Origin of the sequence: Rikenella microfusus DSM 15922, from assembly GCF_000427365.1 — a bacterium.
Classification (GTDB): Bacteria; Bacteroidota; Bacteroidia; order Bacteroidales; family Rikenellaceae; genus Rikenella; species Rikenella microfusus.
The window spans coordinates 1,337,882-1,356,291 of sequence record NZ_KE386488.1; the positions used below are offsets into that span (position 1 = coordinate 1,337,882).

Sequence of the window (18,410 nt, forward strand, 5' to 3'; positions counted from 1 at the left end):
AGGGCATAGTGATCCGGTGGTTCCGAGTGGAAGGGCCATCGCTCAAAGGATAAAAGGTACTCCGGGGATAACAGGCTGATCGCTCCCAAGAGCTCATATCGACGGAGCGGTTTGGCACCTCGATGTCGGCTCGTCACATCCTGGGGCTGGAGAAGGTCCCAAGGGTTCGGCTGTTCGCCGATTAAAGTGGCACGCGAGCTGGGTTCAGAACGTCGTGAGACAGTTCGGTCCCTATCTGTTGCGGGCGCAGGAGATTTGAGGGGTTCTGACCTTAGTACGAGAGGACCGGGTTGGACTGACCTCTGGTTTACCGGTTATGCCGCCAGGTGTATCGCCGGGTATCCAAGTCGGGACGGGATAAGCGCTGAAAGCATCTAAGCGCGAAGCCCACCCCAAGATGAGATCTCCCTTGAGGGTCGTAGAAGACGACTACGTCGATAGGCTACAGGTGTATAGGCAGCGATGTCACAGCCGAGTAGTACTAATCGCCCGAACGACTTTCTTGTTAAGTCCCTTACTGGTTTTTCTTGCCACGCGTGTCGAACGAACCGTGCGAGCGGTTCATGTTATAGAAGACTTATCGTCTTCACGGTTTTAGGTGGCAATAGCGACAGGGTCCCACCTCTTCCCATTCCGAACAGAGAAGTTAAACCTGTTAGCGCCGATGGTACTGCAATCATGTGGGAGAGTAGGTCGCCGCCTTCTTCAAGGGGTTCATCGTAATGATGAACCCCTTTTTTATTATCGGCAATACCCTAACCGGATACTCTTTCTGCTCCGGCTCCGACAATATCCGGAGAGAACGCCGAAAATACGGGGGTATTCCGGTTATCGACGGGAACGGCGCGTGTCCTGCGGTATCCGGAACTCTTTCCCGAAACGATTGTCGGGATCGGGCAGATGTCTGCGGCCTGCCGGCAATTTGAAATTGACCGGAAGAACGATGAAACACCGTCCAGGCTGGCCGTTGTTCCAAATGGCCGGTTTCCAGCGCGGAGCCTGTAGGGCCAGCAGGACGACCGCCCGGCTCAGTACCGTATCCGGCGACTCCAGAATTTCCTGAAAAGTCAGCGTGCCGTCTTTCTCGATGATGAATTTGACCACGACACGTCCCCTGACGCCTTTGGCGTTCATCTCCGGCGGATATTCCAGCCGTTCCGATATCCAGTGGGCGAAAGCATTGATGTCGCCTCCTTGGAATGACGGCATCCGGACGATTTTCGGTTTTGGCTGCTGTGTCGTATCGGCCTCCCCGGCATGGACGAGAGTACAGCAGGCCGATGCGAGTCCGATGATGCATAAACGTGATAAGGTTCTCATGGCTGTCGGTTTGTTTAAGAGAGGAAACGATCCGGATGATTATCCGCAAGATACTGATTTTTACATCCGATAACAACCGGCCGGACTTCGTTGTCGTAACACCGCCCTGAGGGTAGGTACGATTGCATCTTCGGCCCGGAAACCGTATATTTGTTCACCATGAAAAAGACTACTATCCCGATGTTCCGGAGAGCAGGACTGCTTTGCGGGCTTTTATGCTTTACCTTCCCCCTGTCGGCTTCGCCGGGCGGAGCGCTCGACACCCTGTTGCGCCGTATGGCCGATTCGTACGTGACGGTTACGCAGGACGATCCGGCCGTGCTCGAACGTATCGAATACATCGTCCGTCATACCGACGGTACCGACGTCGTGATCCGGGAACTGCCCGAAGGGGCCAACGACAGCCTGACCGCCATCTGGCTCTCGACCTTCGCTCCGGACAGCACATGGCACGATCTCGATTACGGAAGCCGGCAGCGCGGTGCATGGCCGCCCGCATACCATGTACAGCGCATTTCGCAGATCGCACGATCGTATAAGACACCGGACTCGCCCTATTTCCGGGCGGACTCTGTCCGGCAGGTGCTGCACGCCGCGGTCGATAAATGGTTCGATATGGGGTTGCAGTGTCCCAACTGGTGGTACAACGAGATCGGCGGCCCGCGGCTGCTCGCCCCGGCTTTGCTCCTGCTGGACGACGAATGGACCGCCGGGGAACGGGCGAAAGCCGTAAAATATATGAAACAGGCGAAGATCGGCATGACCGGGCAGAACCGGACGTGGCTGGCCGGAAACGTGCTGGTCCGCGGCCTGCTCGAACGTAACGACAGCCTCGTGCAGACGGCCCGCGACGCGATCGTCGCCGAAGTCGCCGTAGCTGCCGAAGGCAAAGAGGGCATCCAGCCCGACCGCAGCTTCCACCAGCACGGGCCGCAGCAGCAGTTCGGCAATTACGGACTCGCCTATGTCAGCGGTATCGCCTCCTGGGGCAAGATATTCCAGGGGACGCGCTATGCGCTCAGCGCCGAGCAGACCCGAGTGCTGCGCGGATTGGTGCTGGATGGGATGTCGAAAACCATTTGGAAAAGGATGATGGATGTCAGCTCCTGCGGTCGGCAGCTTTTTCCCCATACGCAGGAGGGTAAAGCGCTGGCTTTCGGAAAAGTGCTGCTCGATATGGCCGTTCTCGATCCGAAATGTGCCGAACGGTACCGGGAACTGTACGATGAGCTGATCCGGTGCGTCGAACCAGACCGGGCCGACGGTTATACCCATTTTTATTGTTCCGACATGAGCGTTTACCGGCAGCCCCGGTGGATGGCGACCCTGAAGATGTCTTCGGAACGCGTGGTCGGCTCCGAAGTGGTGAACAGCGAAAACCTGCTCAGCAACCAGATGGCCGACGGGGCGTTGCTGCTCTACAAGAACGGCCGGGAATATCTCAATATCGCTCCCGTCTGGGATTATACCGCCATTCCCGGCATCACGACCGCGACGGACAGCGATACCTGTTTCCATAACGGCGGATATAAAGAGTTCCGGGGAGGTACCGATTATGCGGGCGGGCTGGCGGCGACGGATTCGTCGTACGGCGTATCGGCAACGATCGTCTGTCGCGACGGCCTGACGGCCGGCAAAGCCTGGTTTTTCGCCGACGATTACATCGTCTGCCGGGGCAGCGGCATTTCCGGAAAGTCCCGTTACGGATTGCGGCCGGTCCGGACGACCGTGGCGCAGCAATTGGCCGAAAGTCCGATACGGGTAACCGATAACGAGGGGACGACTTATGTCTTCCGATCGGGCGAACCGGTCGTTTTGCGGGAGGGACGTTGGCCCGTGCTGGTGCAGCATGCCGGAACCGGATACTGGTTCCCCGATCCCGTTACGGCCCGGCAGGTGGAGATCTCGCTCGGCCCGACGACCGGGAACTGGCGCCGGTTCGCCACGATGTACGATACGGCGGCGGTTACGGAGAACTTGTTTTCCGTAACGATCGCCCACGGTATGGAGGTGAAGGACGCTTCGTACACGTATGTGATTATTCCCGAAATCGAAAGAGTCGATGTGCGGAAGTTGTTGAAAGGTCGGGTGCCGTTCCGCCTGGCAACCGAGGGCGTCGGGATCGAATGGTCGGAATCGGGCGTGAAGGAGGCGGTATTTTTCGTTCCGGGCCGGGTGGTCTTCGCGGACGGAGGTTTTGCGGAGGCGTCGGCGCCGGCGATTGCGACCTGGGAAGCGGACGGAACGTTGTCTGCGGCCGATCCGGTCCAGCGGGGAGAGTTGCTTCGGCTGACGGTCGGAAAAGGGAAACGGACGCGGTCGGCGGAGTTCGATCTGACGGGCACGCGGGGAAAGGTGTTGCGAAATGCGGGAAAATAATCCGATTTTTGCTATATTGCATTGTCTAACCATAAAACGTAAGGCCATGAAAACACGAATGATGGCAGCCGTAAGCGCTCTTGCCCTTTCTCTGGCGGTTGTCGGAACGGCGCAGGCTCAGGACTACGATACGGGCATCGGAGTTAATCTGGGGGCCGATATGGGGATCGGCTTCAAACGTTTCCTGACCGAACGCAGCGCGGTCGAAGCGCAGTTCGGGTATAATCTCGGTTGCAAAGGGGTGATGCTGTCGGCCGTGTACCAGTACCATGTGCCGCTCGCCACGGGTTTCAGCCTTTATGCCGGCGGCGGTCTGAACATCGGGGTTTTGCATCTGGGCAAGCATCAGGATGCGGATTTCGCGATCGGCTTGGATCCGACAGTGGGGTTCGAGTACAAGTTTGCGAACGCTCCGATCGCCTTGGCGGTGGATTACAAACCGAATATCAACTTCACGCCCCACTCGCAGTGGGATTTGGCGGCTTTCAAAATCCGATATACGTTCTAAGAACGTCTGTCAGAGAAAGAAAGGCAGCAGGTGGATGACCACGGCGCAGCCTATCATCAGCGCATAGAGGAAGTTGGAGATGAAGTTGGGTTTGCGGCTGTTGAAATAGGTGGGGATAATGACGGACAGCGGAATGGCCAGTATCGGGAGCTGGTAGAGCGACCGGCACGGTACGAAAGCGAGAATCGCGGCCGATACGGCCAGCATCCAGATGAAAAAAATGTAAACTTTGAACGGTTTGAGTTTATAACTGCGGCTGCGTCCAAGAAAGGTGACGATCGAGAGGATGAACAGGACGGCGACGCAGCCGATGAAGGTCCATTCGAAACTGCTGAACAGTTTGGCCGGCGGCAGGGCGAGCGGGGTCGTCAGCGCTTCTTTGCATTCGACGGCGACGTTCAGGAAGTCGCCGCCCGATAGCCAGACGCCGTAGGCGCTGAAAAACAGGGGCAGCATCCAGCCGCCGACGGCGGCGATCCATTCCCGGATGTCGAAAAGCCGGAAAATGAACAGTCCGACGGGAAGCAGCGCTCCGAGGAACAGGGCGGGGGCGTAGATGGCCCCTGCGGAGCCGAGGATAAAGCCGATGACGAGGTATTGTCCGGTCGCGAGGGTTTTGCTGTGGTAACTCCTGAAAATAGCTTCGGCGGCGATGAGCAGCAGAAGAGCTACGAGCAGGGGGCGGAAGCTCATGTAGGAGTTGTAGTATCCGGAACTTACCAGCAGGTAGATGATGGCGGGCATGTAGGTGCGTTCCAGAAAGATGACGTTTCGGATGACGATCCGGGTCACGAAAAAGGAGTTGATGAATACGAGTACGGAGGAGAGCAGGATGCCGATGCCGGGGAGGTATTCCAGCCAACGGTCGATCAGGCTGCCGAGGGGGGTGCCGCTGGGGGGGGCGGTGACTTCTGCGGCGTGAGCCGCGGCGGCGAGACCCGACCGCTCGGGATGAAAAAGCTCGGCTCCCCAAAATATGCCGGCCAGCAGCACGAAGTACAAAAGGGTCTTCAGTAAGCTCTGACGCGTAAGATCCAAACTCATCCCCGATTCTTTTAATCGTCCGTTTATTATTACCCTATCGGGAGGCAACCGTTTTTTCTTTTCAAAGAAAGAACCAACGAGCCGAGACACGGAGGAAAGCGAAAGCAGCCGTGCACACTTCTGGTTCCGGGATACTATTCGTCCGAAACGACGGCCCGTACCCCAAACTGGAGATTCGGCCTGTCGCCCTCCCCCGTGGCGCGAAGCGCCAGGGCGACGAGGCCGGCGGTTCTGCGAACCGCAAAACAACGCGAACTGTCGTTCCAGCCGAAAATCCTGAAGGAAAAGAGTATCTGCCAAACTCAGGAGATGCGATCTCGAAAAGTTCGGCTTCGCCTTACTTCCGGCACCTCGGCTGAACGGGTTCGATGGCACTTGGCTGCTGCGTCGGTTTTCCGGTTCCCGCTAACTGCGGCTGCGCTTGTTTTGCCTTCGGCTTCCTCGTACCGCTTTGCCAAAGTCCGTGAACGGTCTTCGGTTTCGGTACGCCACTCGGTTCTTCCTGCCGCTTACCATAGTCCGCAAGCGGTCTCCGGATTCGCCGGCAGCGTCGGTTGTTCACAAAGAGAACGGTACCCTCTGGATAGGGATAGTAATTACGACGGACGGTTTATAACAGATCGCGGCCGATATCGCGGCGGCAATATTTTCCTTCGTAGTCGATTTTGGCGATTGTTTCATAGGAACGATCCGTGGCCGCCCGGATCGAATCTCCCAGCGACGTGACCGCCAGCACCCGTCCTCCGGCCGTTACCGTCAGTCCGTCTTTCAGCCCCGTTCCCGCATGGAAAACGATGCTGTTGCCCATGACATTGCCTCCCGCCGGCAGGCCGGAGATCGGGAGTCCTTTCGGATAGCTTCCCGGATACCCTTCCGACACGCAGACCACCGTCGCCGCCGTTCGCGGCGTCACCTCCAGCGTCTTTTCATGCAGCGTTTTGTGTGCGATTCCCTCCAGCAGATCGATCATGTCCGACGTGATGCGCGGGAGTACCACCTCCGTCTCCGGATCGCCCATCCGCACATTGTACTCGATCACCATCGGGTCGCCCCCGCAATTCATCAGGCCGATAAAGATGAAACCCGTATAATCCAGCCCCTCTTCCCGGATGCCCCGTACCGTCGGCTCCACGATCCGCGCGCGCACCTTTTCCATGAATTCCGGCGTGGCGAACGGCACCGGCGACACCGCCCCCATGCCGCCCGTATTCAGGCCAGTGTCCCCCTCTCCGATCCGTTTGTAATCCTTGGCTTCAGGCAATATCTTGTACGAATTTCCGTCCGTCGCCACGAAAACCGAAACCTCGATTCCCGACAGGAACTCCTCGATCACCACCTTTTTCGACGCCGAACCGAATTTGCCGTCCAGCATCGCCCGCAGCTCCGCCTGCGCCTCGGCCAGGTCGTCGATAATCAATACGCCTTTGCCCGCCGCGAGACCGTCCGCTTTCAGTACGTACGGAGCCTTCACCTTCGAAGCCAGGAACTCGCACCCCTCCTCCACATTGGAAGCCGTCACCGTGAAATAGGCCGCCGTCGGCACCCCGTGCCGCGCCATGAACGCTTTGGCGTACTCCTTGCTTCCCTCCAGCCGTGCCGCCTCCTGCGACGGGCCGACCACCGGGATGTGGCGGATCTCCGGATCGTTCAGGAAATAGTCCTTCACCCCGTCCACCAGCGGCTGTTCCGGCCCCACGACCACCAGATTGATATAGTTGTTCAGCACAAACTGCTTGAGCGCCGGGAAATTCGACGGGTCGAGATCGACGTTCATCCCGCAGGCCCTTGTCCCCGCATTTCCCGGAGCGATATAGAGCTTTTCCAGCCGGGGACTCTGCGCGATTTTCCAGGCGAAAGCGTGTTCCCGCCCCCCGCCCCCCAGGAGCAGAATGTTCACAGTCTGTGGTAATTTCATCGTGATGGATTTTTTTTACCCCGCAAAGATAGCTAATTTTGATGCCGCCGACAATCCGGACAAACAGATAAACCATAATACGACATGAGAAAAACACTGCTGGGGCTTGCCGCCCTGACGCTCGCCCTCGCCTCGCCTCTGCGCTCGGCAGCCGACGAAGGGATGTGGCTGCTGCCGTTCATCGAGAAGATGAACATCGAACAGATGAAAGCCAAAGGGCTGCGCCTCGACGCGAAAGACATTTACGACCTGAACAATACCTCGCTCAAGGACGCGATCGTCATTTTCGGCGGAGGGTGCACCGGAGAAGTCATCTCGCCGAACGGCCTGATCTCCACCAACCATCATTGCGGCTACGGTTCGATCCAGCAGCACAGTTCGGTGGAGCACGACTACCTCAAAAACGGCTTTTGGGCGCAGACATTGGAAGAAGAGCTGCCCACCCCCGGCCTCGCCGTGACTTTTATCCGCGAAATCAGGGACGTTACCCCGGAAGTGCTGGCCAAGGTGAAGCCCGGTATGACCGAAGCGGAACGCGACGAAGCCGTCAAAAAGGCATCCGATAAGATCGTCAAGGCCAATTCCGACGCCAAGGCTTTCAAAGGGGCGCAGGTCGTGCCGATGTTCGGCGGCAACCAGTACCTGCTCTTCGTGACCGAACGGTTTACGGACGTGCGCATGGTGGGCGCTCCGCCGTCGTCGGTCGGCAAGTTCGGCGGCGACACCGACAACTGGATGTGGCCCCGCCATACGGGCGACTTTTCGCTGTTCCGCGTCTATGCCTCGCCCGACAACAAACCGGCGGCCTATTCGAAAGACAACGTGCCCTACAAGGCGCCGAAACATCTCGAAATTTCCCTGAAAGGCTATAAAGAAGGGGATTACGCGATGATTATGGGTTTCCCCGGCCGCACGAACCGTTATATGACCACTTACGAGATCGACCAGGTGCTGGAACAGGACAATCCGATCCGCATCTTCGTGCGCGGCGAGCGGCAGAAACTCCTTTGGGAAGACATGATGGCCGATCCGAAAGTGCGCATCCAGTATGCAAGCAAATACGCCGGTTCGTCGAACTACTGGAAAAATTCGATCGGTATGAACCGCGGTCTGCGCAAACTGGACGTGCGCGGCAAGAAGGCGGCGCAGCAGGCCGAATTCACCGCCTGGGTGAATGCCTCTGAGCAGCGGAAGGCCGAATACGGCCGGGCGCTGCCGCTGATCGACAGCGCAGTGCGGCAGCGCCGCGAAGCCGCACGCATCCAGCAGTTCATGAGCGAAGCGCTCCGTACGGGCGTGGAGAGCTATACGCTGGGCACGACGGTGAACGGCATCCTCGCTAACCAGAAAGACGACAAGAAGGCTGCCGAGGCGATCCGCAAGGCCGGTGACGCATTTTTCAAGAATTACAATGCCCCGACGGATCGCAAAGTGACCCTGCGGATGCTGCAAATCTTCGCCGACAGCGTCTCGGCGGCCGACCAGCCTTCGTTCTTCGCCGCCGTGCGGCCCGATGTGGCCGCGTATGCCGCCGGCCTGAGCGATCGCTCCCTGCTGACCGATACCGTGCGCTTCTACGGGGCGTTGGAAAATTTCGACCGTGCGCAGTGGACGAACGATCCGGCAGTCGTGGCGGCTGCTTCGATTGCCGAGAAAAATAAGGAGCTGGCGAAAGAGGCGTTGGCCCCTGCCGCGAAAAAATTCGCCGAGGGACACCGCCTCTGGGTGGCAGGATTGATGGAGATGCACCCGGACAAGGCCTATGCGCCGGACGCCAACTTCACGCTGCGTCTGACTTACGGGCAGGTGTTGCCGTATTGGGCGGCGGACGCGGTCTTCTACAACTATTTCACGACTCTTTCGGGCGTGATGGCCAAAGAGGATCCGAACAACCCGGATTTCATTGTGCCGGAGCGGCTCAAGGAACTGTACGCGGCTAAGGACTTCGGCCCGTATGCGGTGGACGGCGATATCCCGACCTGTTTCCTGACTAACAACGACATTACGGGCGGTAATTCGGGCAGCCCGGTGCTGGATGCGGACGGCCGGCTGCTGGGGCTGGCGTTCGACGGCAACTGGGAAGCGATGAGCGGCGATATCGCGTTCGAACCGGACGTACAGCGCACGATCGCGGTGGACATCCGTTACGTGCTGTTCATGATCGACAAATATGCCGGTTGCGGCCGTCTGATCGATGAGATGACGATTGTTCGGTAACCGCGGGGGGCTGTCGGCGGAGGATTCGTGTTCCCTAGCGGACAGGAAAGTCCCGAAAGGACGATTCGGATACCCGATTATATACTTTGATATACCATTAATCTTCACCGGCGTTTTTCGGCTCGCGCCGCCCCCCGACGGCTGAAGGCCGTCCGGCGCGGAGCCGATAGAGGGAGATTATCACCGAATAGGTTTGGTATATCAAAGTATATAATCGGGAAATCGTATATACTTGCCCGTATTTATATATCCAATACGGGTGGCGGCCGTTTTCCGCTATCGGCGCCGCGGCGTCGCCCGAATCGAGTATTGCAAATGCGGATAAAAGGCCCTGTGGGTCCGGCGCCGGGGGGGAACTGTTGTTTCGTAGGGCGGAACGCGGAGCCGATAGCGGGGGCAATTGCTCCCGAACATGTCGGAGTATAGTCGGATCCGGAAAAGAGAAACAGGGCCTTTCGGGTAATTTTACCCGAAAGGCCCTGTTTCGGTATCGTGAGGCCGGAAGAGTCGGTTGTGCGAACGGGATTTCTGTCCCGGCTTTGTCCTGTTCCGGCCGGCAGGGAGCTTTTCGCGTGTTTGCCGGTGCCGGACGGTTATTTGACAGGCCGGTCTCCCGACAGGTTGTCCGCCGATACTTTGGAAAGAATTTCCGCGAATTCGTCGCGTCCTTTCTGGCTCAGCGTCGGATACAGCGCGTGGAGCGACATCAGCGCCAGATAATCCAGCTTCGCTTCCACCTCTTCCGGCGTATAAGCCTGGTAGGCGAAATTGATGCACCACCGCATCATGATGTAATGGTAGATGTGCGTCCCCTCGATAATCTCTTTGGTCGCGCTTTTTTCCAGGTATCCGTTTTGTCCCAGAAGCGTCATCACCCGTCGGGAGATCGCGAAATGTTCGTCTTCGTTCACCCGGCCGGCCTCCAGGTCGCGACGCATCGCTCCCAGGTCGGCGCTGCGGAAAACCACTACGCCCCGGTATTTGTAGTTGAGGTGAATGTTGATCCGGTTCAGCAGGTACAACTGTTTGATGTCCAGCAGGGTGGTCAGCGATCGCACCACTTTCCCGTACTCTTCGAGATACTGTTCCCACAGGGCCACGCAGATGTCCTCTTTACGCGAGAAATGGTACGTGATGTTTCCCGGACTCAACCCCAGCGAGGTGGCCAGCGTGTCGATCCGGAAATCGACCATCCCTTTGGTGTTGATCAGTTCCAGCGACCGGCGGAGGATCATCTCCCGGGTCGATACCTCTTCCTGCGGCGTCTGCACCGCGGCGTGTTTTTGCGTGCTTGATTTCGTTTTAGCGGGCATGGTCGGTTATTTTATCAGGTTAACGATGCTGGCGAACTGGCGTTTGCCGGCTTCGGTCAGGTAAGGAACCAGTTGCAGCAGCGACAGGGCGATGTATTTGTCCATGACCGCCGGCAGGTCCTGTTCCGGATATTTGGTCAGCGCGTGGTTGATCCACCAGCGCAGCATGGTCATTTGCGAATCGAAAGTCAGTTCCTTGATCTCCGGGTTTTCGATCGGTTTCATATAGCCGTTTTCGACCAGCGTGTCGTAACCGGCGAAGACCAGTTCCCGGCCCCGTTCTATCTGGCGGCGGAAGGCTTCGTTCTCGCGCAGCAGCGCGCCCATGTCCCCGAAATAATAGGTCGTTACGCCCACGTAGCTGATCGCTTTGGCGGCGGCCGTGCGGAAGTAGAGGAACAGCTGTTTGATGTCCAGCAGCGGCGTGATCATCTCCTCCGTGGTGTCTCGCAGGACGGCGAGGTATTCTTCCCAGATGGCGGCGATAATATCTTCCTTTTTCGGGAAATGGTACGTGATGTTTCCCGGGCTGAGCGACAGCGACGAGGCGAGCGTTTCGATCCGGAAATCGACCACGCCCGTCCGGTTGATGATTTCATTGGCGCTGGCGATGATCAGTTCGCGGGTCGATGTCCCGGCCCGTTTGGCTGCCAGGCGGGTTTTCCGTGCGGCTTCCGATTTTACGCCGCGCGGTTCCGTCGAGGCGGGTTTGTCCGTTTTCCGCGGACGTCCCGGCCGCCGTTTGGGGGGATTGACGGCGTCGGCCTCCTGCGGTTGTTGTTGCTGTGTTTTCACCTGTGTGCTCATCGTCGTATGGTTGAATTGTTTTTCTTGTCTGCGTATGCCGGCTGTTCGGGTTTCCGGGGCAAATAACCGTATTGTTACGGGTATTCTTTGGAAAGCTTCTGTAAAACGGAATGAAAAGGTGTAATATTGTTTCTTTTTTCACCTAAAAAGTGCAAATTTAACCAAATAAAGAGAATTATCCCGAATTATTGTGTTTCGTATCCGAAAATATATCTTTTTCGTCCGCTCCGGTCATGGATCCGAAAGGAATCTCCCGACTGTTCCGTTTTTTCCGAGGTCGGTCATGCGTTGCTTTTGTGGCTGCAAAAGAATAACTTTGCAGGAACAAAACCACTCAATCATTATGTACGGTAAAATCAAGCAACACCTTGCGGACGAGCTTGCAGCCATCGAATCCGCCGGTCTGTACAAACGCGAACGGATCATTACCGGCAGCCAGCAGGCCGAGATCACGGTGACCGGAGATAAAAAAGTCCTCAATTTCTGTGCCAATAACTATCTGGGTCTGTCGAACAGCCCCCGGCTGATCGAGGCGGCCAAACGGGCCATGGATACGCACGGTTACGGGATGTCGTCGGTACGTTTCATCTGCGGGACGCAGGATATACACAAAGAGCTGGAAAAGGCGATTTCGGACTATTTCGGCACGGAGGACACGATCCTGTACGCCGCTTGTTTCGATGCGAACGGCGGGGTGTTCGAACCGATACTGGGCGAAGAGGACGCAATCATCTCGGACGCGCTGAACCACGCCTCGATCATCGACGGGGTACGGCTGTGCAAGGCCAAACGCTACCGTTATGCGAACGCCGATATGGAAGACCTGGAGACCCAGCTCAAACTGGCGCAGGCCCAGCGGTTCCGTATCATCGTGACGGACGGGGTGTTCTCGATGGACGGCAATGTGGCGCCGATGGACAGGATCTGCGAACTGGCCGAGAAATACGACGCGTTGGTGATGGTGGACGAATGCCATTCGGCGGGCGTGGTCGGCAAGACGGGCCGCGGCGTGACGGAATTGTTCGACGTGCGCGGGCGTGTGGACATCATCACGGGCACGCTGGGCAAGGCGTTCGGCGGGGCCGTGGGGGGCTTCACGACGGGGCGCAAGGAGATTATCGACATGCTGCGCCAGCGGTCGCGTCCGTACCTGTTCTCGAACTCGATACCGCCGGCCGTGGTGGGCGCCGGTATCGAAATGTTCCGGATGCTGGGCGAGAGCGACGCGCTGCATACGAAACTGGCCGAAAACGTGGCCTATTTCCGCGACAGGATGATCGCTGCCGGTTTCGACATCAAACCGACTCAGTCGGCGATCTGCGCGGTGATGCTGTACGACGCGAAACTGTCGCAGGATTTCGCGGCCAGACTGCTGGACGAAGGCATCTACGTGACGGGATTCTATTATCCGGTGGTGCCGAAAGACCAGGCGCGCATCCGGGTGCAGGTTTCCGCCGGCCATGAGCGCGAACATCTGGATCGCTGCGTGGCGGCGTTCACGAAAGTCGGCAAGGAGTTGGGCGTGCTTAAGTAAGGGACGTACCGTCGGAAGGAGGAGCCTGCGGAGGCGCCCGGCTTCGGGCGGGGAACCCCGTCGGGAAAACGGAAACGCGGTTCTCTCCGGTACGGAATACGCACAGGGCCGTCAGGTACACGATACCTGGCGGCCCTGTCGCATATCGGGGGAGAAGGTTTCCGGAAGCCTGTATATACTTTGAACCGGATTGAGTAAGTGTATACGATTTTATTCTGTTTGGTAAGTATATACGACTTTACCCAAAATCGGGGAATGGTCTCCTTAAACGGCCCTGCGCCCAAGCCGCAAAGCGGCTTGGGCGCAGGGCCGAAATATACTGAAGATCAAGTGCGCATATAATTATAGGGTAAAGTCGTATGTACTTACCTCCTGTTTTATGTATGTGGCTGATTTTAGTATAATTAAATCCGGTCTTCCTGTTCGGAGAAAGTTCCCGGTTCGAGTTTCGAGTGGCGCTGCAGGGCCGTTCAGCGAGATCATTATCCGATTCCGATTATATCACGGGGATATACCCAATATATCGAAGTACAAATTTCCCCGGCCGGCTCTGCGCTGCCGCCGGAGCTTTCGGGGCGTTCGTCCGGGCTTGCGTCGTTTCGTGCCGCAAGACACGGAGCCGACCCGAAAATATCCGCTGCCTTGCCCCGTTCGGTATATCGTAACCGCTGACTGGGGCCGGGGTTATTCGGCCGTCAGCCATTCCATCGGCCCTACCTGTCGCTTGACCAGGCCCGACGAAAATTCCACCGTCGCCTCCATCCGGGCGGGGATATTGAAATGTACCGTCCGGATCTGCGGTTCGGAGGGGACGACGATCAGGCTCTTCTTGCCCCGGCGCATCACCCGGCAGTTGTAGCCCGCCGCGGAACCGTCTGGGCGTACGACGACGAAAGCCTGCGTCAGCGCTGCTTCGCCGATCAGTTTGAACACCTCGTGCACATCGTTGTCCTGCGTATTGACCGTTTGCCAGCCGCTGACCATCGGTACGTACTGCTCCCCGATCACTGTCCGGCGTGTCGGGTAGAGCCTCGGGTGCGGGTTGCCGAACGTCGGGGTTTCGAACGTTACCGTCGTATCGGGGCCGCAGGCCTGTTCGGCCGTCACATACGGGTCGGAGATGAACGCCCACGACAGGTCACCCGTCTGCGGATCGATCAGGTTGGCGAAAGCCCCCATCGCGTCGAACGTTTCGCGCAGCCACCGTTCGTCGCCCGTCAGCAGGTAGGCGTAATAGGTGGCGTAACCCCGCCACGCGCTCCAGCCGTGCGGCGAGTTGAACATGTTCGGCAGCATCTGCACGTCGTACTGCGCTTCCCAGAACCGCATCGTGCCGCCGCGCCGCCGCGCGTCCGGTACCCTGAGCTGCGTCAGGCAGTCGTGGCTGTTCAGCACCTTCAGCATCGCCTGCGTGTAGCGCGTCCGCTGCGCCGTGTCGGTCTGCCAGAGCGCCATCAGCCCCATTTGCAGGGCCGAGCAGGAGATCATGCCGTCCTCGAAGGTGTGTTCGCCTTCGGTCTGGAAATTGCCGTCGGCCGCCACCAACTGATCCACGGCCCGTTTGGCCGACGCGTAGTGCCGTTCGCTGCGTTCGCGCCACAGGGCGGAGTCGGGCGACGAGGCGGCCAGCCGTTTTTCGATTTCCGCCAGTTCGAGCACGCTTTTGGCGATGTAGATGACGCTCGTGTAGATCGTCCCGTGGTTGTAATAGGCTCCGTCTTCGCGCTGCGAGGTGCGGATCATCCAGTCCGCCAGCCGCGCCGCGCGTTCCAGGTCGCGAATATGGCCGTATGCTTCGTATCTGTCCGCCAGCATCCCGATGGTGCCTGCCGTATTCTGGATGCGGGTGGCGTGATAACGCGGTTCCATCCGCACCGTATCGTGGAGCAGGTCGAAAAGCAGTTCGAACCGCCGGTCCAGCGCCCGGTCGATCGAATCCGACGGAAACTCTTTCGCCGCGAGGAACGCTGTGTAGAAGCCCATCCAGCTTTCGATATGCGAGGTGGCTTTCTGGTGGTATTTCAGCGCCCCTTCGCGTCCGCGCTCCATGCACCATGACCACGGGTGCAGCGCGCTCAGCGTCCCTTCGGCCGTTTTGCCGTTTACCGAAGCTCTGACTGTGTAAAGACCCGGTCGGGGCAGGTAGAACGGGTCGGTCAGGAAGCGTCCGCCGCCGATCGAACGGGCATATACGGAGATTCGTTCGCCTTGCCCGTTGAGGACGGCCACTTCGGGCCGTTTGTCGGTCGAGGGCGAGTAGATGCCGATACGCACAGGTTCGTCGGGCCGGTAGGAGGTCTTTTCGAACCGCAGGGCCGGCGCCTCGGCGATGTCGCTGACGGCCGGTTCCAGGTCGTCCGGGCCGGCGATGCGGAACAGGACGATGTCCCAGCTCTTTTCTTCGCCCGGTTTCAGTTGCCACAAGTTCTGCGGGTGCCGCTCCGGCAGGGGGAGTGCATTTAGTAAATCCAGGTTTACCGATTCGATGCGGTGGCCCCAGAACCAGTGCGGGGCCGGATCCTGGTATCCTAACGAGAAATCGGTGCTCCACGAAGCGACGGGGTTGTCCGAAGCGATTCCCAGCAGGGGCTTACCGGGGCCGGGAGCCTGGAAGTAGCCCCAGAAGTGGTTCTTTTCGCAACGCAGCAGGGTCGGGAAGTATTTGCCGAACCATTCCGGCCAACGGTCCATGTAGGTGTCCAGCCCCAGCCGCAGGCCCGCTTTTTCGGGTTGCACCGGTACGTTCCCCGTATTTTTCAGCGAGACCCGCAGGGTCGGGTTTTCGGTGTCCGTCAGGTATTCCAGGCGGCAGACTACGTCTTCGACCGGGACGGAACGGTATTCGCCCGGCGCGACGAATTGCCACGACGCGGTGGAGTCGGTGCCGTTCGCCGGGTCTTTCAGGTAGAATGAAGGCCCCTGATACTTGCCTTGCGTGAAGAACAGGACGGTGTCGGCCTGACGGTCTTTTTCGGCGCGGAAAATCAGTCTTTCGGCGGTTCCGTGCGTTCCGATCTCCCATAGCCAGCGCCGATCCGCCGGCGCGACGGTCTCTTGCGCATCGGCGGACGGAACGGTTGTTACGATGGTCAGTAAAGCGGTGAGCGTCAGTCTTTGTATTCCTGGCATATCTTTTCGGCAAGTTTAGGGTGTGTGCGAATGCGGTTAGTACATCAGGATCGGTTCCGGGCGTTCGTCGGTGATTTCACCCGTGAAGTTTTCGAGCAGGGATTTGGTGGCTGCCGTGCTGCGCGGGATCCAGGGGCTGTAAGCCAGCACGTGCTCGATCCGCGCTTTTTGTTGCGGCGTCAGGTTCGTGCGGTAGCCCATGTAATAGTCCATCACGTTGGTCGAGAGGAACAGGGCGCTGCCGTCGCAAGGCTGCCGGAGATAGGGGTTGCTGTAGGGCAGTCTGCCCGCATAGAACAGGGTCTGGTAGGTCGTCCGGTCGTATTTCGGGGTATCGCTGCAACCGTCGTCGCTGGCATTGTCCGGATCGTCGCAGTCGCCTTCTCCGTCTTCCGGTTCGCTGAAGGCATGGCGCAGGCCGAGGTAATGTCCCATTTCATGGCAGAACGTGAACATGCCTTCGTCATCGAGCAGCGTGGTGCCGCTGGGTTGGAAATAACGGTTGTTCAGGGTGATCCCGTGCATGTAATACGGGAATTGGGTGATGGCTCCGTTCCACTCGACCAGCAGGTCCAGCGGATTGGCCGAGGTACAGTAGGGGAGGTAGGAGATGCCGGTCACGTTGCTTTCGTCGTCGTCCGTACCCGGGGATTGCAGGAACCCGAACAGCCATACATTGACGTATTGGTTCGGATCCCACAGGATTTCCCGGTCGCGGGACGACAATGTGCGTTTGGAATTCAGGAAATTGGCGGCGCTCATATTGGCGGCCCCGTTGTAGTGGACGGCATGTATGCCCGGTGTGTCCATCTCGTTGCCTTCGGGGTCGTGGGTGGCCAGCATGAACTTGACGTCCACTTTTTGGCTGGCCGCCTGGGGGAAGAGGGTGGCGGCATAGAATTGGTTCAGCTGGTCGATCCGTTTTTGGAATACCGAGGCGTCGGGATATTGCACGGGGTCGGCGGGGTCTTCGTACAGCACGTGGAATACCACGGGAAGAGTGCCTTCCGGGATGGAGGGCATGCCGGGTTTCCTGGTAACGGTTTCTTTCTTGCATCCGGCCAGTATCAGCGGAAGTATCAACAGGAGCAGAAGGGTTCTTGTTTTCATGCGGTCGAGTTAATTTGCGTAAAGTTAATATTACTGTTCGTATTTTCAACCATGCCTCGTATCTCGGGGGCGGCATGGAACAAAAAAGCCGTTCCTGCCGGGTGAGCGGCAGGAACGGCTTATGGACGGAGAACCTGCGGAGAGGGTTCGCTCCCTCCCCCGCGGGGTTAGTCTTTCAGTTTAGCGCACAGGAATTCGCGGTTCAGACGGGCGATATGGGCGATCGAGATACCTTTCGGACATTCGGCTTCGCAGGCGCCGGTGTTGGTGCATCCGCCGAAGCCCAGTTCGTCCATCTTGGCTACCATCGCTTTGGCGCGCCGGGCGGCTTCGACCTTACCCTGCGGCAGCAGGGCCAGCGAGCTGACGCGGGCGGCGACGAACAGCATGGCGGAGCCGTTTTTGCAGGTGGCCACGCAGGCGCCGCACCCGATGCAGGCCGCTGCGTCCATCGACTCGTCGGCGTTCTTTTTCGGGATCGGAATCGCGTTGGCGTCGGGCACTCCGCCGGTGTTCACCGATACGTAACCCCCGGCTTGCAGGATCTTGTCGTAGGCCGAACGGTCCACGACGAGGTCTTTGATGACCGGAAAGGCTTTCGAACGCCAGGGTTCGATGGTGATGGTGTCGCCGTCTTTGAATTTGCGCATGTGGAGCTGGCAGGTCGTCACGTCGTCGTCCGGCCCGTGGGCACGCCCGTCGATGAAGAGCGAGCACATCCCGCAGATCCCTTCGCGGCAGTCGTGGTCGAAAGCGATCGGCTCTTTGCCTTCGTGGATCAGGTTGTTGTTCAGAATGTCGAGCATCTCGAGGAACGAACTGCCTTCCGATACGTTCTCTACGTGGTACTCTTCGAAGCGACCTTTATCGTGTGCGTCTTTCTGACGCCATATCTTTAACTTCAAATTCATAATCTGATGATCTTTGTTGTCTGTTCCTTTTTATCACAGTGCCGTCCGGTACCTCTCTTCGGGGTAAAGTCCTGTCGGGTTTTCGTGCTGTTGTTGTCGGCGGGCCGGAGCCTGCGAAGACAAAACCGGGCGAGGTGAACGTTGCAGGCCTCCGCCCGGGATGGCTCCGGCCTGCGTGGTTCGCTACGATTGCCGCCGAAAAGCGACAGCGCGGTGCGGGTAG

General features: G+C 58.5%; 12 protein-coding genes, 1 rRNA gene and 1 other annotated feature (1 of these 14 cut by a window edge). Of the genes, 5 read left to right on the plus strand and 8 right to left on the minus strand.

Annotated elements, in window-relative coordinates; genetic code table 11:
- Positions 1-506 (plus strand) — a sequence feature (23S ribosomal RNA rRNA prediction is too short); it begins 358 nt to the left of the window's first position.
- Positions 507-594: 88 nt separating this feature from the next.
- A 5S ribosomal RNA gene (gene rrf / locus RIKMI_RS0106710) occupies positions 595-705 on the plus strand.
- 123 nt (positions 706-828) lie between these two features.
- On the opposite strand, the gene RIKMI_RS13310 is transcribed toward rrf, so the two are convergent.
- Positions 829-1,320 carry an energy transducer TonB gene (locus tag RIKMI_RS13310; protein ID WP_084135212.1) on the minus strand — a complete coding sequence of 164 codons (492 nt, stop codon included), beginning with the start codon at positions 1,318-1,320 and terminating at the stop codon, positions 829-831.
- 159 nt (positions 1,321-1,479) lie between these two features.
- Here RIKMI_RS13310 and RIKMI_RS0106720 point away from each other — a divergent pair, with 159 nt between their 5' ends.
- Both RIKMI_RS0106720 and RIKMI_RS0106725 read left to right on the plus strand, forming a co-directional pair.
- Entirely contained in the window at positions 1,480-3,699 is a 2,220-nt protein-coding gene (locus tag RIKMI_RS0106720; protein WP_037291644.1) for a polysaccharide lyase family 8 super-sandwich domain-containing protein, read from the plus strand.
- Positions 3,700-3,745: 46 nt separating this feature from the next.
- Positions 3,746-4,207: a hypothetical protein gene (locus RIKMI_RS0106725; RefSeq protein ID WP_147288411.1), complete on the plus strand. Its 462-nt coding sequence runs from the start codon at positions 3,746-3,748 to the stop codon at positions 4,205-4,207.
- 9 nt (positions 4,208-4,216) lie between these two features.
- Here the strand turns inward: RIKMI_RS0106725 and RIKMI_RS0106730 are convergent, their stop codons facing one another.
- Both RIKMI_RS0106730 and purD read right to left on the minus strand, forming a co-directional pair.
- Positions 4,217-5,251: a hypothetical protein gene (locus RIKMI_RS0106730; RefSeq protein ID WP_027290974.1), complete on the minus strand. Its 1,035-nt coding sequence runs from the start codon at positions 5,249-5,251 to the stop codon at positions 4,217-4,219.
- Positions 5,252-5,861: 610 nt separating this feature from the next.
- The gene (purD, locus tag RIKMI_RS0106735) at positions 5,862-7,148 is read right to left on the minus strand and encodes a phosphoribosylamine--glycine ligase (protein ID WP_027290975.1); all 1,287 of its coding nucleotides are present in this window, start codon (positions 7,146-7,148) and stop codon (positions 5,862-5,864) included.
- Between the two features lie 102 nt (positions 7,149-7,250).
- Here purD and RIKMI_RS0106740 point away from each other — a divergent pair, with 102 nt between their 5' ends.
- Entirely contained in the window at positions 7,251-9,383 is a 2,133-nt protein-coding gene (locus RIKMI_RS0106740) for a S46 family peptidase (RefSeq protein ID WP_027290976.1), read from the plus strand.
- Positions 9,384-9,976: 593 nt separating this feature from the next.
- Here the strand turns inward: RIKMI_RS0106740 and RIKMI_RS0106745 are convergent.
- Positions 9,977-10,696, minus strand: coding sequence for a TetR/AcrR family transcriptional regulator (locus RIKMI_RS0106745; RefSeq protein ID WP_027290977.1), 720 nt, complete (start codon positions 10,694-10,696; stop codon positions 9,977-9,979).
- Positions 10,697-10,702: 6 nt separating this feature from the next.
- Complete coding sequence (locus RIKMI_RS0106750; RefSeq protein WP_027290978.1) at positions 10,703-11,503, minus strand: TetR/AcrR family transcriptional regulator; 801 nt, start codon at positions 11,501-11,503, stop codon at positions 10,703-10,705.
- Positions 11,504-11,846: 343 nt separating this feature from the next.
- Between RIKMI_RS0106750 and kbl the strand changes: the two genes are divergently transcribed.
- On the plus strand, positions 11,847-13,037 hold the full coding sequence (gene kbl, locus RIKMI_RS0106755; RefSeq protein ID WP_027290979.1) for a glycine C-acetyltransferase: 1,191 nt from the start codon (positions 11,847-11,849) through the stop codon (positions 13,035-13,037).
- Between the two features lie 684 nt (positions 13,038-13,721).
- Here the strand turns inward: kbl and RIKMI_RS0106760 are convergent.
- The 3 genes from RIKMI_RS0106760 to RIKMI_RS0106770 form a co-directional block, all read right to left on the minus strand.
- Positions 13,722-16,166, minus strand: a complete 2,445-nt coding sequence (locus RIKMI_RS0106760) for a hypothetical protein (RefSeq protein WP_115356389.1) — start codon at positions 16,164-16,166, stop codon at positions 13,722-13,724.
- Between the two features lie 36 nt (positions 16,167-16,202).
- Positions 16,203-17,276, minus strand: a complete 1,074-nt coding sequence (locus tag RIKMI_RS0106765) for a M43 family zinc metalloprotease (protein ID WP_027290981.1) — start codon at positions 17,274-17,276, stop codon at positions 16,203-16,205.
- Positions 17,277-17,443: 167 nt separating this feature from the next.
- The gene (locus RIKMI_RS0106770; RefSeq protein ID WP_027290982.1) at positions 17,444-18,187 is read right to left on the minus strand and encodes a succinate dehydrogenase/fumarate reductase iron-sulfur subunit; all 744 of its coding nucleotides are present in this window, start codon (positions 18,185-18,187) and stop codon (positions 17,444-17,446) included.
- Between the last annotated feature and the right edge of the window lie 223 nt (positions 18,188-18,410).